General features: G+C 72.4%; 23 protein-coding genes. 7 read left to right on the forward strand and 16 right to left on the reverse strand.

Going from position 1 to position 24,112, the window contains the following annotated elements:
- Positions 1 to 10 precede the first annotated feature (10 nt).
- Positions 11 to 1,513 carry a SulP family inorganic anion transporter gene (locus tag ABZX65_RS23960; RefSeq protein WP_355343484.1) on the reverse strand — a complete coding sequence of 501 codons (1,503 nt, stop codon included), beginning with the start codon at positions 1,511 to 1,513 and terminating at the stop codon, positions 11 to 13.
- 431 nt (positions 1,514 to 1,944) lie between these two features.
- Here ABZX65_RS23960 and ABZX65_RS23965 point away from each other — a divergent pair, with 431 nt between their 5' ends.
- The 3 genes from ABZX65_RS23965 (at position 1,945) to ABZX65_RS23975 (ending at position 3,387) form a co-directional block, all read left to right on the forward strand.
- Positions 1,945 to 2,349 carry a MerR family transcriptional regulator gene (locus ABZX65_RS23965; protein WP_355343487.1) on the forward strand — a complete coding sequence of 135 codons (405 nt, stop codon included), beginning with the start codon at positions 1,945 to 1,947 and terminating at the stop codon, positions 2,347 to 2,349.
- 181 nt (positions 2,350 to 2,530) lie between these two features.
- The gene (locus tag ABZX65_RS23970; RefSeq protein WP_188282846.1) at positions 2,531 to 2,854 is read left to right on the forward strand and encodes a multidrug efflux SMR transporter; all 324 of its coding nucleotides are present in this window, start codon (positions 2,531 to 2,533) and stop codon (positions 2,852 to 2,854) included.
- Complete coding sequence (locus ABZX65_RS23975) at positions 2,851 to 3,387, forward strand: TetR family transcriptional regulator (protein WP_355343491.1); 537 nt, start codon at positions 2,851 to 2,853, stop codon at positions 3,385 to 3,387. Before ABZX65_RS23970 ends, ABZX65_RS23975 begins: the two co-directional genes overlap by 4 nt.
- Positions 3,388 to 3,397: 10 nt before the next feature.
- Here the strand turns inward: ABZX65_RS23975 and ABZX65_RS23980 are convergent, their stop codons facing one another.
- The 8 genes from ABZX65_RS23980 to ABZX65_RS24015 all read right to left on the reverse strand — a co-directional run bounded on the left by ABZX65_RS23980 (position 3,398) and on the right by ABZX65_RS24015 (position 11,089).
- A complete protein-coding gene (locus ABZX65_RS23980; RefSeq protein ID WP_355343494.1) occupies positions 3,398 to 4,075 on the reverse strand; it encodes a GntR family transcriptional regulator in 678 nt (225 codons plus the stop codon).
- 64 nt (positions 4,076 to 4,139) lie between these two features.
- Complete coding sequence (locus ABZX65_RS23985; protein WP_355343497.1) at positions 4,140 to 4,355, reverse strand: hypothetical protein; 216 nt, start codon at positions 4,353 to 4,355, stop codon at positions 4,140 to 4,142.
- 57 nt (positions 4,356 to 4,412) lie between these two features.
- Complete coding sequence (locus tag ABZX65_RS23990; protein ID WP_355343500.1) at positions 4,413 to 5,861, reverse strand: aldehyde dehydrogenase (NADP(+)); 1,449 nt, start codon at positions 5,859 to 5,861, stop codon at positions 4,413 to 4,415.
- 75 nt (positions 5,862 to 5,936) lie between these two features.
- A complete protein-coding gene (locus ABZX65_RS23995; protein WP_355343503.1) occupies positions 5,937 to 6,866 on the reverse strand; it encodes a dihydrodipicolinate synthase family protein in 930 nt (309 codons plus the stop codon).
- A 10-nt stretch (positions 6,867 to 6,876) separates the two neighbouring features.
- Entirely contained in the window at positions 6,877 to 8,418 is a 1,542-nt protein-coding gene (locus ABZX65_RS24000; protein ID WP_355343506.1) for an NAD(P)/FAD-dependent oxidoreductase, read from the reverse strand.
- Positions 8,405 to 8,665, reverse strand: coding sequence for a (2Fe-2S)-binding protein (locus ABZX65_RS24005; protein ID WP_355343509.1), 261 nt, complete (start codon positions 8,663 to 8,665; stop codon positions 8,405 to 8,407). Before ABZX65_RS24005 ends, ABZX65_RS24000 begins: the two co-directional genes overlap by 14 nt.
- Positions 8,662 to 9,846: an FAD-dependent oxidoreductase gene (locus ABZX65_RS24010; RefSeq protein ID WP_355343512.1), complete on the reverse strand. Its 1,185-nt coding sequence runs from the start codon at positions 9,844 to 9,846 to the stop codon at positions 8,662 to 8,664. The genes ABZX65_RS24005 and ABZX65_RS24010 overlap by 4 nt, the downstream gene beginning before the upstream one ends.
- Before the next feature lie 43 nt (positions 9,847 to 9,889).
- Positions 9,890 to 11,089, reverse strand: a complete 1,200-nt coding sequence (locus ABZX65_RS24015) for an MFS transporter (protein ID WP_355343515.1) — start codon at positions 11,087 to 11,089, stop codon at positions 9,890 to 9,892.
- A gap of 56 nt (positions 11,090 to 11,145) precedes the next feature.
- On the opposite strand from ABZX65_RS24015, the gene ABZX65_RS24020 reads away from it, so the two are divergent.
- From ABZX65_RS24020 to ABZX65_RS24030, 3 genes are all read left to right on the forward strand, one after another.
- A complete protein-coding gene (locus ABZX65_RS24020) occupies positions 11,146 to 11,724 on the forward strand; it encodes a CGNR zinc finger domain-containing protein (protein ID WP_355343518.1) in 579 nt (192 codons plus the stop codon).
- A gap of 141 nt (positions 11,725 to 11,865) precedes the next feature.
- Positions 11,866 to 12,276, forward strand: a complete 411-nt coding sequence (locus ABZX65_RS24025) for a MazG nucleotide pyrophosphohydrolase domain-containing protein (RefSeq protein WP_355343521.1) — start codon at positions 11,866 to 11,868, stop codon at positions 12,274 to 12,276.
- 23 nt (positions 12,277 to 12,299) lie between these two features.
- The gene (locus tag ABZX65_RS24030; RefSeq protein ID WP_355343524.1) at positions 12,300 to 13,100 is read left to right on the forward strand and encodes an SAM-dependent methyltransferase; all 801 of its coding nucleotides are present in this window, start codon (positions 12,300 to 12,302) and stop codon (positions 13,098 to 13,100) included.
- Here ABZX65_RS24030 and ABZX65_RS24035 read toward each other — a convergent pair.
- From ABZX65_RS24035 to ABZX65_RS24055, 5 genes are all read right to left on the reverse strand, one after another.
- A complete protein-coding gene (locus ABZX65_RS24035; RefSeq protein WP_355343527.1) occupies positions 13,080 to 14,351 on the reverse strand; it encodes an isocitrate lyase/phosphoenolpyruvate mutase family protein in 1,272 nt (423 codons plus the stop codon). The genes ABZX65_RS24030 and ABZX65_RS24035 overlap by 21 nt on opposite strands.
- Before the next feature lie 201 nt (positions 14,352 to 14,552).
- Positions 14,553 to 15,470, reverse strand: a complete 918-nt coding sequence (locus ABZX65_RS24040) for a carbohydrate ABC transporter permease (protein WP_355343530.1) — start codon at positions 15,468 to 15,470, stop codon at positions 14,553 to 14,555.
- Positions 15,467 to 16,684, reverse strand: a complete 1,218-nt coding sequence (locus ABZX65_RS24045) for a sugar ABC transporter permease (protein WP_355343533.1) — start codon at positions 16,682 to 16,684, stop codon at positions 15,467 to 15,469. The genes ABZX65_RS24040 and ABZX65_RS24045 overlap by 4 nt, the downstream gene beginning before the upstream one ends.
- Before the next feature lie 49 nt (positions 16,685 to 16,733).
- Complete coding sequence (locus ABZX65_RS24050) at positions 16,734 to 17,975, reverse strand: extracellular solute-binding protein (protein ID WP_355343536.1); 1,242 nt, start codon at positions 17,973 to 17,975, stop codon at positions 16,734 to 16,736.
- Between the two features lie 222 nt (positions 17,976 to 18,197).
- Positions 18,198 to 19,283: a LacI family DNA-binding transcriptional regulator gene (locus tag ABZX65_RS24055; protein WP_355343539.1), complete on the reverse strand. Its 1,086-nt coding sequence runs from the start codon at positions 19,281 to 19,283 to the stop codon at positions 18,198 to 18,200.
- Between the two features lie 165 nt (positions 19,284 to 19,448).
- On the opposite strand from ABZX65_RS24055, the gene ABZX65_RS24060 reads away from it, so the two are divergent.
- On the forward strand, positions 19,449 to 21,689 hold the full coding sequence (locus tag ABZX65_RS24060; RefSeq protein ID WP_355343542.1) for a glycogen debranching N-terminal domain-containing protein: 2,241 nt from the start codon (positions 19,449 to 19,451) through the stop codon (positions 21,687 to 21,689).
- A 43-nt stretch (positions 21,690 to 21,732) separates the two neighbouring features.
- On the opposite strand, the gene ABZX65_RS24065 is transcribed toward ABZX65_RS24060, so the two are convergent.
- A complete protein-coding gene (locus tag ABZX65_RS24065; RefSeq protein ID WP_355343545.1) occupies positions 21,733 to 22,941 on the reverse strand; it encodes a Gfo/Idh/MocA family oxidoreductase in 1,209 nt (402 codons plus the stop codon).
- 68 nt (positions 22,942 to 23,009) lie between these two features.
- Positions 23,010 to 24,071, reverse strand: a complete 1,062-nt coding sequence (locus ABZX65_RS24070) for a substrate-binding domain-containing protein (protein WP_355343548.1) — start codon at positions 24,069 to 24,071, stop codon at positions 23,010 to 23,012.
- Positions 24,072 to 24,112 lie beyond the last annotated feature (41 nt).

Raw genomic sequence — 24,112 nt, forward strand, 5'->3', positions numbered from 1 at the left:
GACACGCGTGTCACGTGCTGGTGAGTTCACCGGTGAGATTGCCGTGCATCTGGGCGCTGGCCCGGTTGAGGCCGACGATCTCCACGCTCTTGCCGCGGGCGGCGTACTTGGCGGTGACCGTGTCCAGGGCCGCGACGGAGGAGGCGTCCCAGATGTGCGCGTCGGTCAGGTCGATGACGACGGTACGGGGGTCGGCGGCGTAGTCGAAGCGGGTCACCAGGTCGTTGGCGGAGGCGAAGAAGAGCTCGCCGGTCACGGCGTAGACGACGCTGTCGCCGTCCGGGTCGGTGACGGCGGTGACCTCGGTGAAGCGCGCGACGCGGCGGGCGAAGATCACCATGGCGGTGATCGTGCCGACGACGACGCCGATGGACAGATTGCTGGTCGCGACGACGACCGCGACGGTCACGGCCATCACCACGGTCTCCCCGACCGGCATCCGTTTGAGGGTGGCGGGCTTGATCGAGTGCCAGTCGAACGTGCCGACCGAGACCAGGACCATGACGGCCACGAGGGCGGCCATGGGGATGTGGGAGACGACCGGGCCGAGCACGATGCACAAGATGAGCAGGAAGAACCCGGCCAGGAAGGTGGACAGGCGGGTCCGCGCGCCGTTCTTGACGTTGATCATCGTCTGGCCGATCATCGCGCAGCCGCCCATGCCGCCGAAGAAGCCGGTGACGATGTTGGCGACGCCCTGCCCGATGGACTCACGGGTCTTGTTGGAGTGGGTGTCGGTCATCTCGTCCACGAGCTTGGCGGTCATCAGCGACTCCATCAGCCCCACCAGCGCCATCGCCAGCGCGTAGGGGGCGATGACGGTCAGGGTGTGGACGGTGAAGGGCACGTCCGGCAGTCCTGGCACCGGCAGCGAGGAGGGCAGTTTGCCCTTGTCCCCGACGGTGGGCACCGCGATACCGGCGGCGACGGTGACCACGGTGAGGATCACGATCGAGACCAGCGGCGCGGGCACCGCCCTGGTCAGCCGGGGGAAGAACACCATCATCGCCAGACCGGCCGCGACCAGCGGATAGACCTGCCAGGGCACGTCGTGGAGGTTGGGGATCTGCGCGGCGAACAGCAGGATGCCGAGCGCGTTGACGAAGCCGACCATCACCGCGCGCGGTACGAACCGCATGAGCGTGGCCACGCCGAGCGCGCCCAGCGCGATCTGGATGATCCCGGCGAGGATCACCGTGGCGATGAGGTAGCCGAGCCCGTGCTGGCGGGCCACGGGAGCGACGACGAGCGCGACCGCGCCGGTGGAGGCGGAGATCATCGCGGGCCGGCCGCCGACGAACGCGATGACCATCGCCATGGTGCAGGCGGCGAACAGGCCGACCTTCGGGTCGACGCCCGCGATGACGGAGAACGAGATCGCCTCCGGGATCAGCGCGAGTCCGACGACCAGACCGGCCAGGACCTCGACGCGGAAGACCTTCGGGGACAGCCACGGGGGCGGGGGCAGAGCGCGCAGGCGCGCGGACGGGAACGGGAAGGAGGTCGGCAACACCGGGGTGACCTGTCGTGCTCGGGCGCGGCCGGTCGGGGCAGCGCGGTCGTGGGGCGCAGGGCCGGGACGGCGGTGCGCGGATCGCCCGTCGGCGCGGGCGGACGTCCGGGAGCGCGGCCGAGCCGCACGGCAGTTGGCGGAGGCGACTCAGTACGCTGGTGATGTCACGGCGGGCAGCAGGCGGCGTACGGCTGTGGCATGCGCACGCTTCGTCTCTCCTGCTCGCGAAATGAGCGGGGGCGTCGTCGGCCCCGACACGGCGGTGGGCGGACACGACGGAGCCGCGCACCGTTGGGGAACGACGCACGTCGTCCTCAACAGCAGCGACTCTACCCTAACGTTAGGGTAGAGATGGGTTCAGGGCCGCACGGGACGCGGCGGTTCACCACCGGGGCGGCGTCCCGCGACGAGAAGGGGCCGAGAAGACGGTCGTGGGCAGCACACACATGCAGATCGGCGAGGTCGCCGAACGAACCGAGCTGTCCCTGCGGACGATCCGGCACTACGAGGAGGCCGGACTGGTCACCCCCTCCGCCCGGTCCCAGGGCGGTTTCCGGCTCTACACCGAGACCGACGTCGCCCGCCTCATGGTCATCCGCCGGATGAAGCCGCTCGGCTTCACCCTGGAGGAGATGCGCGACCTCCTCGACGCCACGGACCGGCTCGACGCGGCGGACCTCGCTCCGGGCGCCGAGCGCGACGCGCTGCTGGAGCGCGTCAGGGCCTACGAGCAGGCCGCCGTCCAGAAGATCCACGATCTGCGCGTCCAGTTGGCGCGCGCCGAGGACTTCGCCGCGACCCTCCGCGTACGCCTGGACCGCGCTCCCCGGCCCTGACCTCCCGTCACCGCCCGTCCGGACCCGGAGCGGTCCTCGCCGTGAGCGGCCCTCAGGGCGGCTCTCGCCGACCTCTGTCCCGCCGTTCGCGCGTCTTCTCGCCGGCGCCCGGGCCACGACGTGAGACCACCGAGTAGTACGTTTGTACTTGTACATCCGTACTACTCGGGAGGCGTCCGGCGTGCCGTACGTATTGCTCGGTCTGGCCATCGTGGCGGAGGTGCTGGGCACCAGCCTGCTCAAGAGCACCGAGGGGTTCACCCGGCTGTGGCCGACGGTGGTGTGCCTGGTCGCGTACGCGGGCGCGTTCGTCGCCCTGGCGGTGGCCGTGCAGAAGGGATTGCAGGTCAGTGTGGGGTACGCCGTGTGGTCGGGGCTGGGGACGACGCTGATCGTCATCATCGGGGCGCTCTTCCTGGGCGAGCCGGTCACGGCGGTGAAGGTGCTCGGGGTGGCCCTGGTGGTCGCCGGGGTCGCGGTGCTGAACCTCAGCGGTGCGCATTGACCGGGCGGCGCGATCCCGAGGGGCGTCGGCGGCGGATCACCGAGGCCGCGTGCCAGGTCATCGCCGAGTCCGGGGTGGACGCCGTCACGCACCGCCTCGTCGCCGCGCGCGCCGGGGTGCCGCTCGGCGCGACCACGTACTACTTCGCGAGCCTGGACGACCTCACCGCCGCCGCGCTCCGCTACGCCGCCGACCTCTCGGCGCAGGAACTGCGCGCCTGGGAGACGGCTCTCCACGACAGCGCCGACATTCCGGCCGCGCTGGCCGAGCTGACCGCCGCGTATCTCGCCGACCGTCCCCGCGCCCTGACCGAGATGCAGCTCTATCTCGCCGCCGCCTACCGCCCCGAACTCCGCCCCGCCGCCCGTGTCTGGGCCGACGGCCTCACCGACATCCTCACCGCGTACGCCACCCCGCGAGCCGCGCGAGCGGCCGTCACGTACCTCGACGGCGCTCTCCTCCACGGACTCACCCGCGACGAGCCCCTGAGCGCGGCTTCGCTGTCGGCGACCCTCGCCGCCCTGCTCGGCTAGGGGGAAGGGGTCAGGCTTCGGTGTGGCCGGACCACCAGCCGAGGACGTGGCCGATGTGGCGGACCATGAGGTCTTCGCACGCGTCGGCGGAGCCCGCTTCGAGGAGGTCGAGCATCTCCAGGTGCTCGCGGGCGGATGCCTGGAGTTCTTCGGTGGCGACCAGGTCGGCGAGGCCGGTGAGGCGGGTCTGGGCGCGGAGGTCGGCGACGATGTCGTGCAGCCGCGTGTTGCCGACGAGCTTGAGCAGGGTGAGGTGGAAGGTCGTGTCGGCCTGGAGGTAGCGGGCGAGGTCGCCGTCACGGGCGCCGCGCACGATCTCCTCGGCGAGGCCGCGCAGATGGGCCAGGTCGGTGGGGGTGAGCCGGCCCGACAGGCGGCGGACCGCCGGGGCTTCGAGCAGTTGGCGGACGTCGACGATCGCGCGCAGATCGTCCTCGCTCACGGCGGTGACGCGGAAGCCCTTGTTGCGCAGGATCTCGACCATGCCGCGCTTGGCGAGGTTGAGCATGGCCTCGCGGACCGGGGTGGCCGAGACGCCGAAGCGGGCGGCGAGGGTCGGCGCGGAGAACACCTCGCCCGCGGGCATCTGACCGGAGACGATGGCCGCGGCGATCGCCTCCTCGACCCGCTCGCGCAGGCTGGTCGAGGGGGTGAGCAGCCCCAGAGATGTGCTGTCCTCAATCGCCATGATCGTCCCCATCACCAGTCGACAGCCATTCCCTGTCAGTGCAATGGCACATCTTACCGATCGGTCAGGTCCCGCACGCGGCGTGTGTCGGGACGACCGTGTCGAATGCGGCGGCCGGAACGCCCCGGCCGTCGGGGCGTGGCCCGCGCACGGTGAGTCCGTCCAATCCGGCCGCTGCCGCGTCCTCGGCGAACCGGCGGTAGGTGTCCCGGTCGTGGAACGGACGGGTCGCGTCGAGTGCCACCTGGGCGGTGCGCCGGATCTGATTGCCCGGCGCCATGGCGGCGATCGACGTGTCCGGATTCCGGTTCCGCCCGGTGACCGCCGCCGGCCGCTGTCAGGCGGAGCGGTGTCCCCAGTTCTGCGACGCACCCGCTGCCGCGCGCCGCTGGGGAACCCGCCAGGGGTTGTCGTCGCGCAACGGCGCAGGCAGCAGCTCCGGCGGGCAGTCCTGGAAGACCACTGGGCGCAGGAAGCGCTGGATCGCGGCCGTGCCGACGGACGTCGTCGCCGGGGCGGTGGTGGCGGGAAATGGCCCCCCGTGCTGCATCGCGGGGGTCACCGCGACGCCGGTCGGCCAGCCGTCGAACAGCAGGCGGCCCACCCGTTCCCTCAGCACCGCGACAAGGCCGCGCAGCCACGCGTCGCTCTCCCCCGCGGCGCGGTGCACCGTGGCGGTGAGCGCGCCGGGGAACAGCTCCCCGACCGCCGCCACCAGGAGGTCGGGGCGGTCGGGGTCGTAGCGCACGACGATCGACAGGGGACCGAACGCCTCGTCGAGCAGTGTGGCGCGGTGCTTCAGCAGATCGCCGAGTCCGACCTCGACCAGGGTCGGTGCGGCCAGGCTCCGGCCGGATGGCTCGGTCTCCACCGATCCCTCGGCCAGTACGGACACGCCCGGGGTCGCGAGCACGGCGGCGCGGCGCGCGGCGTAGGCGGCGGCTATGCCCTCGTGCAGCAGCGGGTGGCCGGGCACCGCGCCCGCCGCCGAGCCGAGCGTGTCGGCGAGGCCGTGGCCGTCCGGGAGGAAGAGGAAGCCGGGTTTGGTGCAGAGCTGTCCCGCCGAGCCGGACACGCTGGCCACGAAGGCGGTCGCGAGGGTGTCGGCCCGCTCGGCCAGCGCGCCCGGTGTCACGATGACCGGGTTCACGCTGCCCAGTTCGCCGTAGAAGGGGATCGGGCGCTCACGTCCGGCGGCGATCGCGGCGAGCAGTCGGCCGACCTTGTAGGAGCCGGTGAACGCCGCCGCGGCGATCCGGTCGTCGTCGCGTAGCAGCCGCACGGCGGCGTCCTGGTCGTGGACCACGTCGAAGGTCTCCGCGGGCAGGCCGGCCGTGGCCACCGCGGCCCGCACCTTCTCGGCGGTCAGCGCCGACAGCCGCGGGTGGCCGGGGTGCGCCTTCAGGATCACCGGACAGCCGGCCGCCAGCGCGGAAGCCGTGTCGCCTCCGGCGACGGAGAACGCGAAGGGGAAGTTGCTCGCGGCGAACACCAGCACCGGACCCACCGGCAGATTGAACCGCCGCAGGTCGGGACGGGGGCCCAGGACGAAGTCCGGGTCGGCCGCGTCGAGCCGCACGTCGAGGAACTCCCCCTCGGCGCACACGTCGGCGAACATCCGCAGTTGTACGACCGTACGCTTCAGCTCTCCGGTCAGGCGTGCCTCGGCCAGTCCGGTCTCCGCCATGGCGAGCGGGATCAGCTCGTCGGCCGCGGACGACAACTCGTCCGCGATCGCGTTGAGCAGCGCCGCGCGCTCGGCCGGGGAGGTCTCGGTCAGATCCATGCCGCCTCCTCGGACGGCGCGAGAGCCGCCGGGCACGGGCCGGCTGCCGGGCGCAGCCGTCGTCGCGCCCGCATGTCAGGCCGCTTCCGCGGACAGCGCTTCGATGCCGGAGATCGCGCGGTCCATCGCGGCGCGCACCTGCTTCTCGTGGTCAGGGGTGAGCGGTCCGCGCGGCGGGCGGCACGGGCCCCCGTATCGGCCGACCATGTCCATTCCCACCTTGATGGCCTGCACGAATTCCGTCCGCGAATCCCAGCGGAAGACGGTGACCAGTTGCTTGTAGAGCTCCCGGGCCTGGTCGTACCGCCCGGCGACCATGTGCTCGTAGATCGCGACGGACTCGGCGGGGAAGGTGTTGGGGAAGCCCGCGAACCAGCCGACGGCGCCGTCGAGCATCAGCTCCAGGAGGACGTCGTCGGCGCCCGCGATGATGTCGATGTCGCAGAGTTCGCTGATCTCGAAGGCCCGCCGGACGTCGCCGCTGAACTCCTTGACCGCGACCACCCCGTCGATCTCGGCGAGTTCCGCGATCAGGGGCGGCAGGAGGTCGACCTTGGTGTCGACCGGGTTGTTGTAGATCATCGTCGGCAGGCCGACCCCGGCGATGTGCCGGTAGTGCTCGACCACCTGCTCGTCGCTGGCCCGGTAGAGGGTGGGCGGCAGGGCGAGTACGGCGTCCGCGCCGTCTGCCTTGGCCAGTTCGGCCCAGTGCTCGGCCTGGTGCCAGCCCGCGCCGTGCACACCGGCCAGTACCAATCCGCGCCCGCCGACGGCCTCGACGGCCACCTGCACCACGCGGCGGCGCTCCTCGTCGGTGAGCGACGAGTACTCGCCGAGCGAGCCGTTCGGCCCGACACCGCGGCAGCCGTTGCTGATCAGCCAGTCGCAGTGCTCCGCGTATCGCTCGTAGTCGACGGCGAGCCCTGCGGGGGCGGAGCTGTCCGGCTTGTAGGGCAGCGCCGTCGCGACGATGACGCCGCCGAGGTCGAAGTGCTCACTGGTCATGGTCTGCCTTTCATCGGTGGGGTGTTCTGAGGTGGGTCGGCGGGAGGGGGGTGGTGGTCGATGGGGCCGCCGCCGGCTGGACCGTGGCGATGTCGCCGAGCCGGACCGGTACGACGATCGGGCGCTGGGCCATACGTCCCTGGTCCAGCGGCGCGGTCGGCAGGAGGTCCTCGACGTTCCGGCCGCAGGTGCGGCCCTGGCACATGCCAAGACCCGCGCGGGAGCTGAGCTTGAGGGAACGCAGCCCGCAGCTCCCGGTGGCGGTGGCCGCGGCGCGCAACTGCCCCACGGTCACGTCCTCGCAGCGGCACACGACGGTGCTGTCGTCGACCCATGACCGCCAGCCGGGCCGGATGCCGTGTGCGCGGTGCATGCGGTCGGCGAAGGCGCGGTGGTGGGTCACCTCAGCGGTGCCACCGGCCCGGCCCGCAGCGGGCCGACCGGCCGCAGCCCGACCGGCCGCGGCTCGTCCCGCCGCCTCGCCCTCGGCGAGGGCCAGGTCCGCGCCGCCGATACCGGTGATCTCACCGGCCGCGTAGACACCGGGTACGGAGGTGCGCTGTTCGTCGTCCACGCGCACGCTTCCGTCGGCGGTGAGCGCGCAGCCCGCCGAGATGGCGATCTCGGTGCGCGGGACGAACCCGTGGCCGACGCACACCGCGTCGACCTCGATACGCCGCCCGGTGCCCTCGCGCGATGTCCAGTCGTCGGTGATCCGGGCGACGGTGACGGCTGTCACCCGGTCGTCGCCGTGCGCGGCCACGACGGCCGCGCCGGTGCGGTAGGGGACGCGCCGTACGGCCAACGCGCCGACGTATCCGCCGAGTTCGGTGGACTTGGACAGCACGTCCTTCGGCCGCATCTCGTACGGGCGGGGCAGCCAGCCGCGGGCGATCCGCCGCCAGCTGCTCGCCTCGACGACGCCGACCACGCTCGCGCCCACGTGGAGGAGGCCGGTGGCCACGGGAAGCAGGAACGGGCCGGTGCCCGCGACCAGGACCCGCCCGCCCACGGCGACGCCGTCGCCCTTGGCCATCGCCTGCGCGGCGCCCGCCGTGTAGACGCCCGGCAGGTCCCAGCCCGGGAACGGCAGCGTGCGCTCGTGCGCTCCGGTGGCGATCACCAGGGCGCGGGGTTCGAAGACCCGGCGGCGCCGGTCAGCGCCGTCGGCCGGGCCGACCAGCGTGTGGACGACCGGCGGCCCCGCGTCTCGGCGGTCCACCGCCCAGACCTGGGCGCCGGTGACGATCTCGCAGTCGGGGTCCCGCGTCAGCGCGGCGCGCAGCGCGGTGAAGCGGGACCACTTGTGCTGCGGCGCGTGGCTGTCCGGGGCGGAAGTCCCGGCCGCCGCGTGGCTGTCCTCGTCGGGATACCCAGCCACCGCGTGGCCTTCCGGGGCGGAATTCCCGGTCGCCGCGTGTCGCCAGAACTGGCCGCCCAGGACGGCCGACGCGTCGAGCAGGACGACCCGCGCCCCGCTGAGCCGGGCCGCCCGAGCCGCGGCGAGCCCGGCCGGTCCCGCTCCGATCACCAGCACGTCAACGCTCGACATCGCTCGCCCCCGTCTCGACGATGTCGCCGTCGGCCACCAGCCGTTGGCAGGCCCGCACGTCACCGAGGCCGTTCACCGTCACCAGGCAGTCGAAGCAGACGCCGATGCCGCAGAACAGGCCGCGGGGCCGACCGGTGCCGGCGGTGGTGCGCCAGGAGACCCGGCCCCGCGTCATCAGCAGTCCCGCGACGGTCTGTCCCTGCGGGGCGGACAGCCGTTCGCCGTCCAGCGTCACGAAGATCTTCATCCGGTGGTCTCCTCCTTCAGTCCCAGCGACGGCCGGGTCACGGCGTACGGGGCGGCCGGGATCTCGGGCTCCGCGCCGGTCATCAGCGCGCCGATCAGTTCCGCTGTGCCGGGCGCGAGCCCGATGCCCGCGCCCTCGTGTCCGGTCGCGTGCCACAGGCCGGGCAGCCGGGGGTCGGGCCCGATGACCGGGAGGTGGTCGGGTACGAACGGCCGGAAGCCGCCGTACGCGCGCATGACCGGAACGTCGGCCAGAAAGGGGAAGAGCAGCATGGCTTTGGCGGCGAGTTCGCCGACCACCGCGGCCTCGATCCGCTCGTCGAATCCCCGGCGCTCGCGCGAGGAGCCGATGAGTACGGTCCCGGCCGCCGTCGACTCGACGACGCTGGACGTCTGGAGGGCCGCGTCCCCCGACTCGACGGCTCCGACATAATCCGCGTCGTACACCTTGTGCCGGACGCGGTGCGGCATGCGCGCGGTGACCAGGACGGTCCCGCGTCGGGGCAGAACCGGGAGGCGGACGCCGAGGCCGGCCGCGACCTCGGCGGACCAGGGTCCGGCGGCCACGACCGTGTGCTCGGCGGCGAAGCGCCCGGCCGTGGTCTCCACACCGACGAGCCGTCCGCGGTCCACGACGCCGCCGAGAACGGTGACGCCCTGTCGTACCCGTGCGCCGTGCCGACGGGCAGAGGCGAGCAGCGCCTCCGTCGCGACGGCCGGTTGGACCTGGGCGTCGCCGGGATAGAAGACGGCCGCTTCGACGCGCGGCGTCAGGTCGGGTTCCAACTCGGCGGCCTCCGCCGCCGTCACCGCACGGGCGTCCACGCCCGCCTTCCGCTGGGTGGATGCGAATGCCAGGAGCGCGTTCGCCCCCGCCCCCGTCGTCGCGACCACCAGGCCGCCCTTCGCCTCGAACTCGAGGTCGGGGAAGCCGGGCCCCAGCTCCTCCCCCAGTTCGGCGGCGAATTCGGTCCACAGGCGGCCGGACAGCACCGCGAGGTCGAGTTCGGCGCCGGGGCCCTTGTCGGAGACCAGGATGTTGCCCTCCCCGCTGGACGACGTCCCTCCGGCGGACGCGCCGCGGTCCAGGACGGTCACCCGGAATCCGTCCATGGCCAACTTCCTGGCCACGGCGGCCCCGATGATCCCGGCCCCCACGATGACGACGTCCGCACTCCGCATTTCAGTAGCATGTCACATATCACGCATCATTGATAGACGTGGCTCAGGGCGATACGCGCAGGCCACCGGACGCGCGGCCCGACGCGGGGATGACGGAGAACGCCAGGGCGGCCAGCAGCGCCGTGACCGCGGCGAGGGTCAGCGAGCAGGAGAGGGACCGGCTCGCCAGGGGTCCGGCGGTGGCCGCCCCCAGGGCGAAGGCGGTGATCTTCAGACTGGCGCCCGTGGTGAAGATCTGGCCTCGCAGGTGCGCGGGGGCCTCGCGGTGGCGGACGGCGAACAGGGCGGCGAGTTGGGGGCCTTCGCCGATTCCCGCCAGGAGAAAGGCCGCGACGAGCGCGGCCGGGTGGCCCCCTACGGCCAGGGCCCAGGCGGCGGACTGGACGAGGGCCCCGGACCAGATGATCGCGTCGGGGGCCGCCGCACGCGGAAAGCGCGCGAGCACGGTGGTGGCCAGCAGGGCGGAGACCGCCGCGCAGGACAGCAGGAGGGCGCCGCGGCCGGCGCCGCCCAGGACCCGCTCGCCCAGGAGCGGGAGGCAGGCGGTCACCATGCCTTGGGCGACGCAGGAGATCACCGAGGTGAGGGTCGCCCGGGCCAGCGCGGGTCGGCCGAGGATGACCCGGGTTCCGGCGGCGAGGTCGCGGAGCACGGACGTGGCCCGGACACCACGCACCGGACCCGGGCGGTCGGGCAGCGTCCACGCGGCGGGCAGCGCCAGGGCGATGAGCGTGAGGGAGACGACCACGGCTGTCGAGGCGCCGAGCGCCACCGCCACACCGCCCGCGAGAGCCGGACCGGCGAGGCTCGCGGCGCTGAAGGTCATCGCGTCGAGGGCGTTCGCGCGGTGCAGGCGGTCGCCCGTTGCCACGCGCGGGAGTTGGGCCGTCCATCCGCCGGACAGGGCAGGTCCCAGCAGTCCGGTCGCCACGGCGATCACGATGGTGACGGGGAACGGCAGGCGGGCGAGCCCCGCGAGGATCACGCCGAGCCCGGTCGCGTAGAGGGCGAGGGCCCAGGCGAGCAGGCGCCCCGGTCGTACGGCTCGGTCGAGGAATGCGCCGAGCAGCGGCCCGCCGACCGCGGCGGAGACCGTGATACCCGCGAGCAGCGAGGACGCGGCGGTGGTCGAACCGGCGAGGGCGAAGCCCGCCAGCATCAGGGCCGGTCCCGACATCTCGTCGCCGGTACGGGCGGCGACCGCTCCGGTGAGATAACGGCGGAGCGTGTAACGGTTACTCATCTCCAGGACGTTACGCAGGTAACTCAAATATCGGCAAGATGCGTTACATTCGACAGATGTCCTCCCACAGCGACGACTGGTCCACCCGGCACTCGGTGCTGGCCACCGCGCGGCGGACGGCCGCCCTGCTCAACGTCCTCGCCGACGAGCGCCCCGACCCGGCCGGGGTCGCCGACACGCTCCGCGCGTACGGCGAGGCGGAGCCGATCGACCTGACCACCGGCGACGTCGCGGCCATGCGCGCGGCCGCCGCCCTGCTGCGACCCGCCTTCGCCGCCGAGGACGCCGACGCCGCCGCGGCCGTCCTCAACCGCCTGCTCAAGGACCACACCGGACCGCTGCGCCTGTCCTCGCACGGCGGCGGCACGCCGTGGCATCCGCACCTCGACCACGACGACAAAGCCCCCTGGGACGAATGGCTCCTCGCGTCGTCGTGCATGGCCCTGACCGTTCTCGTCTGGGACCGCCAGCGCCCGCCCGGCGGGACCTGTGCCTCCCCCAGTTGCCGGAACGTCTTCCTCGCGCAGGGCAGCGGTCCCGAACGCCGCTACTGCTCACGCCGATGCGCGACCCGCGAACGCGTCGCGGCCCATCGGCGCGCGCACGCCACCGGACAGTCGGGCGAGGTCACGTAGCGCGTCGCGGGCGCCGACCGGCGGACGGTCCGCGCGCTCCGGGGCGCGAGGACCGGCCCCGGACGGGCGGCCGGCGGTGGCGGTGGCGGTGGCGAATACCCAACAGCCCGTGTCGACAACGCGGTTGGCTAGAGTCGGCGCATGAGCGCTTCCTCACCCGCCGACCTGGTCCGCGCGTTCCACCGCGCCTTCGGACTCGACGTCCGCGATACGCCGACGGAGGTGTCGCCCGCTCTTGCCGCGCATCGCGGGGAGTTGCTCGCCGAGGAGGCGACGGAGGTCGCCGAGGTCTCGGTGACCGGTCCGCTGGACCGTCTGGCGCACGAACTGGCCGACGTCGTCTACATCGCGTACGGCACGGCCCTGGTGCACGGGATCGACCTCGACGCGGTCATCGCCGAGATCCACCGGTCCAACATGACCAAGCTGGGCCCCGACGGACAGGTCTCGCGCCGGGCCGACGGCAAGGTGCTCAAGGGGGAGCACTACGAAGCTCCGGACGTGTCAGCGGTGCTGCGCCGCCAGGGCTGGGCGCCCGGCGGCGCGAGTTGAGGACTCCGGCATAATCGCCGTCCATGGACGCCGACAGCGCGAGGCCGCACGCGGGACGCGTGCTCGACTTCTACCTCGGCGGCACCCTGCACACCGCCGCCGACCGCGCCGCCGCGCGGCGGATGCTGGACGTCAATCCGCATCTGATCACCAGCGCGCGCGTGAACCGGCGGTTCACCGACCGGTCGGTGCGGTATCTGGTCGGCTCCCGCGGGATCACGCAGTTCCTCGACCTGGGGTCGGGCATCCCGACCCGTACGCCCGAATACCCGAATCTGCACGAGAGCGCGCAGGCCGTCGACCCGGCCTGCCGTGTCGTGTACGTCGACAACGACCCGGCCGTCCGCGCGTACGCGGCCGAGCTGCTGACCAGCACACCGCGGGGCCGGGCCGTGTACGTGGAGGCCGATGTCACCGACGGCGCGGCGCTGTACGAGCGTCCGGAGATCGCCGGCGTCCTCGATCTCACTCGGCCCGTGGCGCTCGGCATGAACGCGCTGCTGCACTTCTTCGCGGACGACGCCCAGGCGCGCGGGCTGGTCGAAGCCTTCACCGGGCCGTTGGCGGCGGGCTCGCATCTCACCCTCACGCACATCACGCGCGACTGGGCGCCGGAGGTCATGGACGCCCTCGTCCGGCTGTACCGCGAGGACGTCACGGACGGCGGCGCCCGCTCGCGCGCCGAGATCGAAGCGCTCGTCGGCGGACTCGACGTCGTCTCCCCCGGTGTCGTCAATCCTGCCGACTGGCGCCCCGGCCCCGGCGACGCCCCCGTACCGGCCGAGCAGGTCAACCTCTACGCGCTACTCGCCCGGGTTCCCTAGCCGCTGGACCTCGGCGTACGAGGGGGCGGTGAGATCCGTCGGCCGCCCGTCCCGGACGGCCGTCGCGGTGGAGACCGCCGAGGCCAGGGCTCCTCGGTAGAGGAGGGAGCCGAGGCTGACCCTGCGTACGCCCATCGCGGCCAGTTCGGCGAGGGGCGGTCCGCTCGGCGCGTACAGGATGTTCAGCGGTACGACGAGGGACGACGTCAGGGCGGTGATCTCGTCCGGGTCCGACAGTCCGGGGACGAACACCCCGTCCGCACCGGCCAGTTCGTAGACCGCGAGGCGGGACGAGGTCGTGTCCTGCTCGCGGCCGAGCCAGTGGGTGTCGGTGCGTGCGTTCACGAACAGCGCCGGTACGGCGGATTTGACGGCGGCGATCTTCGCGGCGTGCAGGGCGACGGGGACGAGCGTGCCGTCGGCGCGGCCGTCCTCGAGATTGATCCCGGCCGCGCCCGCCGCGTACAGCCGCTCGGCCAGTGCGACGACTTCGGCCACGTCGTCGCTGAAGCCGCCCTCGGCGTCGACGGTGAACAGGAAGGAGCCGCGGCCGAGTCGGCGGGCCAGGGCCACGGTCGCGTCCGCGGTGGCGGCGGCGCCGTCCGGCAGGCCGAGGGCCGCGGCCACGCCCAGGCTGGTGGTGCCGATGGCGGGAAAGCCGCCCGCCGCCAGGGCGGCGGCGCTGGCGTAGTCCCAGGCGTTGGGCAGCAGCAGCGGGGCGGCCTGGTGGTGCAGGCGGGCGAAGGGGGTGAGCGGGCGCCGGAGCAGCCCTTCTGCCAGGGCGAGCGCGTGGGCGCGGCCGGGGCAGACGCGGGGCGGGGCGCCGAAGGTGAGGGGTACCGGGTGGGTGCGGTTGGCGGTCGCGAGGTCGAGGAGCACGGTGTCGCCCGCGGCGATCTCGCGGCCCGCGATCCGGGTGGCCGCGACGGCGACGCGCCGCATGACCCGTACCGGCGGGGCTTCCCGCAGCACCCGCACTCGGGTCTCGCTGTCCGAACCTTCCGAGCCGTCGGCGGCTGCCGCGTCCCGTAGCGTCACGGGTTCCAGCCGTGCGAGTTCCACCTCGACCAGAGCGCGCCGTCGGCGGTGCGTCTGCCCGGAGCTGAAGCGGGCGACGGCGGACCGCAGCCACGCCACGCTCGCCCCGGCGGACCCGACGTCCCCGGCCGGCGGTTCCGGTACGAGCGCCGGGTCGGCGAGCGCCGCCCGTACGTCCGCCCAGCGACCGAACTCATGCGTCTGATGCCTCATGGCCCCGACGCTACGACCGGATCGTTTCGGCGCCGGCCGAAGCGTCCCCGCCGCGCCGCGGCACCCTCGGCGGCCCGACGCGGACGCCGGCACACCACACCCGGCGGGCGCCCTGTCAGGTGGGCGCCCGCCGGGGGACTGAGGGGCCCGGAGGCCGTGGGCAGAGTGCGGAGTGCGGAGTGCGGAGTGCGGGTCGGGAAGCTACTCCTTGACCGCGCCCGAGTTCGCGCTGCGGACGAAGTGCCGTTGGAAGACGAAGAACAGCAGCGCGACCGGGATCGTCGACAGCAGAGCGGCGGTGAGCTTCAGCGGATACTGCGTACCCGCGCTGAGGCCGCCGGAGACCAGGTGGGCCAGGCCCGTGGTGAGGGTCTCGTACTGCGGGGACTGGGTGGCGACGAGGAAGTGGGTGAACTCGTTCCAGGAGCCCTGGAACGACAGGATGGTCAGCGTGATCAGCGCGGGCTTGGCCATCGGCAGGACGACCGACCAGAAGGTGCGGAAGACGCCCGCGCCGTCGATCCGCGCCGCTTCCTCCACTTCCTTGGGCACCGACACGAAGAACTGCCGCATGATGAACACCCCGGCCGCGTCGACCAGCAGCGGCACGATCATTCCGGCGTAGCTGTCGAACATCCCGAGCTGGTTGAGCACCAGGAACTTCGGGATGAGCAGGACCACGCCGGGCACCGACATGATCGTCAGCAGCCCGTTGAACAGCAGGTTGCGGCCCCGGAAGTCCAGCCGGGCCAGGGCGTATCCGGCGAGCGAGTCGAAGAAGACGCGTCCGGCGGTGATGAAGACCGTGACCACGATCGAATTGGCCAGCCAGCGGGTGAACGGCACCGCGTCGCCGGTGCCGCCGAGGCCGAACAGGCGCCGGTAGGAGTCCAGCGAGAACGGGTTCGGCAGCAGCGACAGGGGATGGGCCGCCGCGTCCGGGTCCGTCTTGAGCGAGGTCGCGATCTGGACGAAGAACGGCAGGGCGTACAGCAGTCCCATGCCGATCAGCAGCCCGTACACCACGATCCGCAGCACCCGGCTGCCGGACGACCGGCCGCCGGGACGGCCTTTCGCCGACCGGCCGGAGGAGCGTCGTTCCATCGTCCCGGCGCTCATGACGTCCTCCCTCGCACCAGCCGCGCCCGCAGGCGGCTGAATCGTGTGACCGCGTCGCGGTCGCGCAGCAGGACGCGCTGCACCAGCGTCATCACCAGGATGATCGCCAGCAGCAGGAAGGCGATGGCCGCCGCGCGCCCGTAGTCGGCGTCCTGGAATCCCGCGGTGTACGACAGGTAGGCGGGGGTGAGGGTCGTGTTGGCGGGTGCGCCCTGGCTCATGACGTACACCGCGTCGAAGACCTGCCAGGTGCCGATCAGTCCGAGGGTGACGACCAGGAAGAGCACCGGGCGCAGCGCGGGCAGCGTCACGTTGCGGAACGACTGCCAGCGGTTTGCGCCGTCGAGCAGCGCGGCCTCCTCCAGCTCCGCGGGTACGTCCTGGAGCGCGGCGAGGAAGATCAGCATGTACGTGCCCGAGCTGGTCCAGATCGCGAGGATGATGATGGTGCACATCGCGATGGAGGGTCCGGCCAGCCAGTCCCACCAGGACAGTCCGAGGAAGCCGTGCGCGGCGAGCGCGGGCACGGGCTTGTCCGGGTCGACGATGCCGAGGCCGCCGAGCACGGTCCACACCAGGCCGTGCGCGTCGGTGAACCACTTCGGTCCGGTGATGCCCACCCACTTCAGCAGCGCGTTGACCGCGCCGCTGCCCTGGAAGAGGAACAGGAACACCGTGGATATGGCGATCGAGCTGGTCACGGACGGGAAGTAGAAGACCGTGCGGAACAGGCTCTTGCCCTTGACGCGGCGGCTGTTGACCGCCACGGCCAGAGCCAGGGCCAGGGCCGTCTGGACGGGGACGACCAGCAGGACGTAGTACAGATTGTTGCGGATCGACGTCATGAAGAGCTGTCGGTCCTGACCCGGCCGGGTCAGCAGATCGGAGTAGTTGCGCACCCCGACGAAGTCGGCGGCGCCGCTGAAGGGGTTCGACTGCCCGTTCCAGTGCAGCAGGCTGACCCACAGCGCCATGCCGATGGGCAGGAGCAGGAAGAGGCCGAGCACGACCACCATCGGGCTGACGAACAGCCAGCCCCACAGGCCCTGATGCCCCTTGATCGCCCGGTCGCGGCGCCCGCCGCCGAAGCGGGGACCGCGGCGCGTACCGGCGCTCGCCGTCCCGCCGCCGCGGGCGCCCCGTGTGCCCGTGCCTCCCGGCGGGGCTCCCGGCCCCGCCGGTGCGGCGACGGCGCCGCTGCCGTGCTGGCTCATCTCTTTCTCCTCCTGCTCCTGCCCCCGCGGTGCTGCCCGGCCGGTACGGTCAGTTGTCGCTCTTGAGTACCTGGTCGCCGTTGGTCTGGAGGCTGGACAGGATCTTCTTGGGATCGCCGGTGGCCAGCCCGGACAGGTCGGTGTCGAACTGGGCCAGGACCTTGGTGAAGCCGGGGACGGTCACCGGACCCTGCGCGAAGGCGGTGCCGTCGGCGAACGCCACGCTCGCCGGGTGCTTCTCCTTGAACGTCGCCAGCGCGCTGTCGCGCGAGGGCAGCACACCGATGGCGTCGGCGAAGGACAACTGCTGGTCGACGGTGGTGAACGCCTTCACCAGATCGACGGCCGCGTCGTGGTGGGCGCTCTTGTTGGCCACGCCCCAGCAGTTGCTGAAGGACAGCGTGCCCTTGCCCTTGGGACCCTCGGGCAGCGGGACGACCTTGTAGCCGACCTTCGGGTAGTCCGCGGTCATCGCGCCGGTCAGCCAGTTGCCCTCGATGGTCATCGCGGCCTTCTGGGTGCCCAGTGCCTCACCGCCCCAGCCGGTGTCGACCTGCTTGGGGAACTTCATCACGCCCTCGTTGAGCAGCTTCTTCACATACGTCAGCGCCTCGACGTTCGCGGGGCTGTCCGCGGTGACCTTGCTCTGGTCGGCGTTGGTGACCCAGCCGCCGGCCTGCTTCATGAAGGGGCCGAGCTGGTTGTACGAGGCGTTCACGACCAGACCGGTGGTCTTCTTCGTCGTGAGCTTCTTGGCGACCTTCTCCAGGTCGTCCCACGTCTTGGGGTAGTCCGCGTCGGTGAGCCCGGCCTCCTTCCACATGGCCGTGTTGACCGCGAGCGCCAGCGTGGAGCTGTCCTTGGGCGCGCAGACGAACTTGTTGTCGTAGGTGAAGGACGCGCGTAGCGCGCTGTTGAAGTCGTCCTTGTCGGAGAGCTGGTCACCGTAGGCGTACAGCGAGTTGCCCTTGGCGTAGTTGGCGAAGACGCTGGAGCCGACGTAGAAGACGTCCGGCGGCTTGCCGCCCGCGAGGGCCTGGCCGAGCTGCTGGTCGAGGTTCTGGGCGGCGATCACCGAGACGGTGTTGCCGGTCTTCTTCGCCCACGCGGTCGCGGCCTGCTTCACGGCGTTGGTCTCGTTGTCGCCCGAGGAGCCGATCATCACCGTGAGGCTCTGCTTGCCGCCCGAGTCCTGCTTGCCGCTGCTGTCGCTGCCGAAGTTGGACGAACACCCGGCGACCAAGAACACCCCGCACACGGCGGTGGCGGTCGCGGCTCTGCGTACTGTCATCGTTTCTCTCCAGGACTGTCCGGATCATCCGGAACCTACGGAACTCCGCGAGCCGGGCGATGAGGGCGCCCGATGCGGTGGGCCAGCGTGGCCGTGCCGCTTTATCGCTTTGTAGCTTTATGGCGTGACAGACGTGTCCGGTCTGTCAGGTCAGGACCGTGGGGCGCGGTCCATGTCACCCCACGGTCCTTCAACCCTTCGGACCAGGCGGTCCGTCGGGAACTAGGGGGCCGACGGCCGGTCGTCGGGCGACGTCGCGGCGGACGGTCCCGCCGCGGAGCTCTCCCGGACGATCAGCTCCGGCGTCAGCAGCACATGCTCGGGATCGGCCTGCGGGTCGCCGATGCGCGCCATGAGCAGCCGGGTGCAGATCCGGCCGACCTCCTCCAGCGGCTGACGGACGCTGCTGAGGCCAGGACTGAGCAGACCGGCCGCCGGGGAGTCGTCGAAGCCGACCACCGCCACGTCCCGGCCGGGGGTCCGGCCGCTGTCCCGCAGCGCCCGGTAGCAGCCCAGTGCCAGGGTGTCGCTGGCCGTGACGACCGCGGTCACGCGGGGCAGGACCCGCGCCACCGCGTCCCGCGCCGCGTTCACGTCACCCACCGAGGAGACCCGCAGGTCACGCACCGGCAGGTCGTGGCGCCGCATCGCCTCTCGCCAGCCCGCGGCCCGGTCGTCGCCGACGCCCGAGCCACGCGGCCAGCCGAGGAAGGCGATCCGGGTGTGTCCGGCGGCCACGAGCTGGTCGACGGCCGCCGACGTACCGTACGCGCCGTCCACGTCGACCCAGTCGCCGGTGTCACGGGCCGACCAGGACCGGCCGAACGCCACGAAGGGTACGCCACGTTTATGCAGCCAGGCCGGGCGCCGGTCGCCGCGGTGGGTGTTGCTCAGCACGAACGCGTCGACCGAGTGGTCGCGCAGCAGCGCGTCGTAGCGGTCGACCTCGTCGTCCGCGCCGGACCGCGCCGCGAACAGCAGCACACGGTACCCCGCCTTGTCCGCGGAGTCCGACAGCGCGTGCAGGAAGTCGTCGAGCACGGGGGTGGACTCCCCCGCGAACGTCGGCTGGATGGCATAGCCGATCAGCCGACTGGACCGGGTGCGCAGCGAGCGGGCGGCCTGATGCGGCCGGTAGTCCAGCTCGCTGATCGCCTCACGGACCCGCTCCAGCGTGCGGGGCGCCAGCAGGTCGGGCGAGTTCAGCGCGTTGGACACGGTCTGTACGGACACGCCGGCGCGCTGGGCGACCAGAGCCAGTGTGACCGGCTTGTTGTTGCGCCCGCCTGAGCTGGTCGTACGCGGCACCACGGCCTCCGTTGTCCATGCGCCGCACCACTCGAAATGCGGCGCTGCATCTTCGATGGATCGATAAAACTCCCTTTCACTGCTGGTTGGCAAGGGTTAGAGTGAATTTTGATCGATCCAAATTCTGAGGCACCATCTCGGTCCACCGACGAGAGGCACCACCCTGTGAACACGGCCGTCCAAGGGCACAGCACCGCGAACCCGTCTCCCACGGACGTCGTCACCGAGGGCTTGCAGCCCTTCCTGCACGACGCCTGCACCACGCTCTACGCGCCCAGCCTGGTGCTGTCCCGACCAGGCGGGGACATCTCCGCCGGTGCGGACGGCTTCTTCCACGGCGACCGCCGGGTGCTGTCGAGCCTGGCGGTCCGGGTCGAGGGCGTCCCCCTGATCCCGGTCGGCCACACCCTCGGCCCCGCCGACAGGACCGCCTTCCGCGCGATCCTGCGCGGTGTCGGGGAACACACCGCCGACCCCGCGGTCACGCTGCGCCGGGTCCGCTCGGTGGCGCCGGGCACGCTCCGCGAGGAGCTGGAGATCGTCAACGCGGGGCTGCGGCGGATCCGTCTCGACGTGGTGGTCGCCGCGGCCACGGACCTGGCGCGGATGACCGACGTCAAGTCCGGGCGCACGGTCGCCGCGCTCCCCGCGAGGGCCGATGACACCGGGCTGACCTGGGGCGACGACGAGCTGACCGTACGGCTGCGGCCGGTGTCGGTGGCCGTGACCGCTCCCGGTGCCGGTGCCGGTGCCGGTGCCGGTACGGTGTCGGGTCCGGCGTCCGGCCGCGCGCCGATGCCGGAACAGGACTCCGGCAACGGTTCAGGACCGCGCGAGCCGCTGGTCGACGCCGACAGCGGTGAGCTGCGTTACACCGTGGAGCTGCCGTCGGGCGGCACCTGGCGGGCGACGGTCGAGTGCGGTGTCAGCGACGCGGAGCCGGACCAGTTCCCGGCCGTCGCGCGGGACGCCGTACCGTGGTCGCCCACCGAGCTGCGCAGCGCCGACGGCCGTCTGGACCGGCTGCTGGCCCGGTCGGTGGGCGACCTGGAGCGGCTGCTTCTGTCGGACCCGCTGCACCCAGAGGACCGTTTCCTGGCCGCCGGGTCGCCGTGGTTCCTGACGCTGTTCGGCCGGGACTCGCTGTGGGCGGCGCGGATGCTGCTGCCGCTGGGCACGGACCTGGCCGCGGGGACGCTGCGCACGCTGGCCCGCCGCCAGGGCACCGTCACCGATCCCCGTACCGAGGAGCAGCCCGGCAAGATCCTGCACGAGGTGCGCCGCGAGACCCTGCACCTGGCCGAGGGCGCGAAGCTCCCGCCGGTGTACTTCGGCACCGTGGACGCCACCCCGCTGTGGGTGATCCTGCTGCACGACGCGTGGCGCTGGGGTCTCGACCCGCGGCAGGTGCGCGAGCTGCTGCCGCACGCCGAGGCCGCCCTGGAGTGGCTGGCCACGTACGGCGACGCGGACGGCGACGGGCTGCTGGAGTACATCGACACCACCGGCCACGGGCTCGCCAACCAGGGCTGGAAGGACTCCGGCGACTCGATCCGCTGGCGCGACGGCCGTCTCGCCAAGGCGCCGATCGCGCTCTGCGAGGTCCAGGCGTACGGGTACGAGGCGGCGATGGCGGGCGCGGCGCTGCTGCGGGCCTTCGACCGGCCGGGCGCCGAGCGCTGGGAGCAGTGGGCGGACCGGCTGCGCAGCCGCTTCCGGGAGAGCTTCTGGGTCGAGGACGAGCAGGGCCGCTACCCGGCCGTCGCCCTCGACGCCGACAAGCGTCCGGTGGACGCCGTGACCTCCGGCTTCGGCCACCTGCTGGGCACCGGGCTGCTGGACCCGCGGGAGAGCGCCCTGCTGGCCGCCCGGATCGCGGGACCCGAGCTGGACTGCGGTTTCGGGCTGCGCACGCTGAGCACGGACTCCACCGGTTTCAACCCGTTCGGCTACCACATCGGCTCGGTCTGGCCGCACGACACCGCCATCGCGGTGCACGGCCTGGTCCGCGCCGGATTCCCCCGCGAGGCCGCCAAGCTGGCCGAGGGCCTGATCGCCGCGTCCGCCGGTTTCGACGGACGGCTGCCGGAGCTCTTCGCCGGGCACGGCTCCGAGCTGGACAGCGCGCCCGCCCCGTATCCGGCGGCCTGCCGTCCGCAGGCGTGGTCGGCGGCCTCCGCCGTCCTGCTGGTCCAGGCCGCGCTCGGGCTGGAGGCCGATGTGCCCGGCGGGTCGCTGCGGATGTCCCCGCTGGCGGCGGGCCGTCTCGGCCCGCTGACCATGAGCGGTCTGCGGGTCGGCGAACAGCCGCTGGCCGTACGGCTCGACGCGGACGGCCGGGCGGGGGCGGATGCTCCCGACAGCCTGACGGTGGAGGGCGCGGACCGCTTCGGCGCGGCGGGCTGAGCGCCGCCGCGCCCGCGTAGCCGTGAGGGGGCCGTTCCTTCGGTCACTGCCCCCGGTCGGTGGGCTCCGGTCCCGGTCCGGAGTCGGTGTTCTCGGCGGTACGGGCAGGGAGCGGGGTCCAGGCGGCGTCGTGCTCGGCGCTGCGCTGGACCGCGTCCAGGACGAGCTGGACCTCCAGGGCGTCCGCGAAGGACGGCTCGGGGTCGCGCCCCTCCGCGATGGCGGTGACCAGGTCGCTGGCCTGGTGGGTGAAGGCGTGCTCGTAGCCGAGTCCGTGGCCCGGCGGCCACCAGGCCGACAGGTAGGGGTGGTCGGGTTCGGTGACCAGGATGCGGCGGAAGCCCTGTTCCGCCGGTGGCTGAGCGGCGTCGAGGAACTCCAGTTCGTTGAGGCGTTCCAGGTCGAAGGCGGCGGAGCCGAGGGAGCCGTTGATCTCGATCCGCAGGGCGTTCTTGCGGCCGGTGGCGAAACGGGTCGCCTCGAAGGTGGCCAGCGCGCCGCCGTGGAAGCGGCCGAGGAACACCGTGGCGTCGTCCACGGTCACCTCGCCCCGCGCGGCGGGCACGGCGCCGGGCAGCGGTCGTGTCGGCACGAAGGTCTCGCTGAGCGCGGCGACGCCCGACAGCCGGTCGCCCGTCAGGTGCTGAGCGAGGTCGATGATGTGCGAGCCGATGTCGCCCAGCGCGCCCGATCCGGCGTGCTCGCGCCGCAGCCGCCACACCAGCGGGAACCGCGGGTCCACGATCCAGTCCTGGAGATACACGGCGCGTACGTGCCGGATCCGGCCGAGCCGTCCGTCGGCGACGAGGCGGCGCAGCAGCGCGAGCGCCGGGACCCGCCGGTAGGTGAAGCCGCACATGGCGCGGACGCCCGACTCCCGCGCCCGGTCGGCGGCCCGGCACATCGCGCGGGCCTCGGCCACCGAGTTGGCGAGCGGCTTCTCGCACAGGACGTGCTTGCCCGCCGCGAGCGCGGCGACGGCGATCTCGGCGTGGCTGTCGCCCGGTGTGCAGATGTCGATCAGGTCGATGTCGTCGCGGGCGATCAACTCCCGCCAGTCGGCGGTGCTTTCGGCCCAGCCGAGCCGCTCGGCGGCGGTCGCGGCCCGCTTGGGGTCGCGACCGCACAGCGCCGCCATATGGACGCGGGCGGGCAGGTCGAAGACATGGTCGACGGTACGCCAGGCCTGTGAGTGCGCGGCGCCCATGAAGGCGTGCCCGACCATGCCGACGCGTAGCCGCTGAGTGGTCATGTGGTCTCCCTGCTCATCGGGGTTCGGTGCGCGCAAGCGCGCGGTGAAAGGAAGGGGAGCCGCCGGGGTCAGAAGCCCAGCGGCAGGTAGTCCGCCACGTTGGACTGGGTGATGGTCTCCGAGGCGAGCCGCAGTTCCTTGGGCACGCCCAGCTCCGTCAGGTCGGCCATGCCGCGGTTGTTGGCCAGCAGCCGGGCGAGCGAGACGGCTGAGCCCGCCATCGTCGGGCTGTAGGTGACGGTGGCCTTGAGGACCGTGTTGTCGTCGCGGATCTGCTCCATGACCTTGCGCGAGCCCGCCCCGCCGACCATGAAGAACTCGTCCCGCCCGGCCTGCTTGACCGCGGCGAGCACGCCGACGCCCTGGTCGTCGTCGTGGTTCCACACCGCGTCCAGCTTCGGCGCCGCCTGGAGCAGGTCGGAGGTGACCTGGTGGCCCGAGTCGATGGTGAACTGCGCCGAGACGCGGTGCTTGACGCTCATGCCGTACGTGGCCAGGGCCTCCTTGAAGCCGCGGCTGCGGTCCTGGGTCAGCGGCAGATTGTCGATCCCGGCGATCTCGGCGATCGTCGCGTTGGTCTTCCCGTCCGCCTTGAGGCGGCTGCCGATGAAGTGACCCGCGGCCACACCCATGCCGTAGTTGTCGCCTTTGATCAGGACCCGGAACGCCTGTTCGTCGGAGAACTGCCGGTCGAGGTTGACCACCGGGATACCGGCCTGCATGGCCTTGCGTCCGGTGGCCGTGAGCTGGGCGCCGTCGAAGGGCAGCACCACGATGACGTCGGGCTTGGACTGGATCAGCGTCTCCATCGCGGCGCGCTGGGCGGTGGCGTCCTCGCCCGCCTCCACGGCCTTGAAGGTGACCTCGGAGAACTGCTTGGCGCGGCGCTGCGCGTTGGTGGTGATGGCCGCGAGCCAGCCGTGGTCGGCGGCGGGGGCGGAGAAGCCGATGGTGATGGCCTTGCCGGGTGCGCCGCTGTCCACGGGCGCGGCCGGGGCAGAGCTCTGCGCGGACGGCTTGTCCTCGCTGTTGGAGGTGCAGGAGGCGACCAGGGCGGTGGCACCGACGGCCGCGCCGCTGAAGAGGATGTTTCTGCGGGAGACACGGGAGCTTCTTGACTGTTCGGACATTTCGTCCTCCGCGAGGGTGGGTGGTGCCGTGCGCGTGGCGT

The sequence above is a fragment of the Streptomyces sp. NPDC003300 genome (genome assembly GCF_040610915.1).
GTDB lineage: Bacteria > Actinomycetota > Actinomycetes > Streptomycetales > Streptomycetaceae > Actinacidiphila.

Bases quoted from the DNA above. Each gene is read 5' to 3' on its own strand.
- ABZX65_RS24000 (WP_355343506.1), bottom strand. From the start codon at position 8,418: ATGTCGAGCGTTGACGTGCTGGTGATCGGAGCGGGACCGGCCGGGCTC.
- ABZX65_RS24030 (WP_355343524.1), top strand. From the start codon at position 12,300: ATGGACGCCGACAGCGCGAGGCCGCACGCGGGACGCGTGCTCGACTTC.
- ABZX65_RS24025 (WP_355343521.1), top strand. From the start codon at position 11,866: ATGAGCGCTTCCTCACCCGCCGACCTGGTCCGCGCGTTCCACCGCGCC.
- ABZX65_RS24050 (WP_355343536.1), bottom strand. From the start codon at position 17,975: ATGACAGTACGCAGAGCCGCGACCGCCACCGCCGTGTGCGGGGTGTTC.
- ABZX65_RS24015 (WP_355343515.1), bottom strand. From the start codon at position 11,089: ATGAGTAACCGTTACACGCTCCGCCGTTATCTCACCGGAGCGGTCGCC.
- ABZX65_RS24070 (WP_355343548.1), bottom strand. From the start codon at position 24,071: ATGTCCGAACAGTCAAGAAGCTCCCGTGTCTCCCGCAGAAACATCCTC.
- ABZX65_RS24065 (WP_355343545.1), bottom strand. From the start codon at position 22,941: ATGACCACTCAGCGGCTACGCGTCGGCATGGTCGGGCACGCCTTCATG.
- ABZX65_RS24045 (WP_355343533.1), bottom strand. From the start codon at position 16,684: ATGAGCCAGCACGGCAGCGGCGCCGTCGCCGCACCGGCGGGGCCGGGA.
- ABZX65_RS24010 (WP_355343512.1), bottom strand. From the start codon at position 9,846: ATGCGGAGTGCGGACGTCGTCATCGTGGGGGCCGGGATCATCGGGGCC.
- ABZX65_RS24020 (WP_355343518.1), top strand. From the start codon at position 11,146: ATGTCCTCCCACAGCGACGACTGGTCCACCCGGCACTCGGTGCTGGCC.
- ABZX65_RS23995 (WP_355343503.1), bottom strand. From the start codon at position 6,866: ATGACCAGTGAGCACTTCGACCTCGGCGGCGTCATCGTCGCGACGGCG.
- ABZX65_RS23985 (WP_355343497.1), bottom strand. From the start codon at position 4,355: ATGGCGCCGGGCAATCAGATCCGGCGCACCGCCCAGGTGGCACTCGAC.
- ABZX65_RS24040 (WP_355343530.1), bottom strand. From the start codon at position 15,470: ATGAGCGCCGGGACGATGGAACGACGCTCCTCCGGCCGGTCGGCGAAA.
- ABZX65_RS24035 (WP_355343527.1), bottom strand. From the start codon at position 14,351: ATGAGGCATCAGACGCATGAGTTCGGTCGCTGGGCGGACGTACGGGCG.
- ABZX65_RS23990 (WP_355343500.1), bottom strand. From the start codon at position 5,861: ATGGATCTGACCGAGACCTCCCCGGCCGAGCGCGCGGCGCTGCTCAAC.
- ABZX65_RS24005 (WP_355343509.1), bottom strand. From the start codon at position 8,665: ATGAAGATCTTCGTGACGCTGGACGGCGAACGGCTGTCCGCCCCGCAG.
- ABZX65_RS23980 (WP_355343494.1), bottom strand. From the start codon at position 4,075: ATGGCGATTGAGGACAGCACATCTCTGGGGCTGCTCACCCCCTCGACC.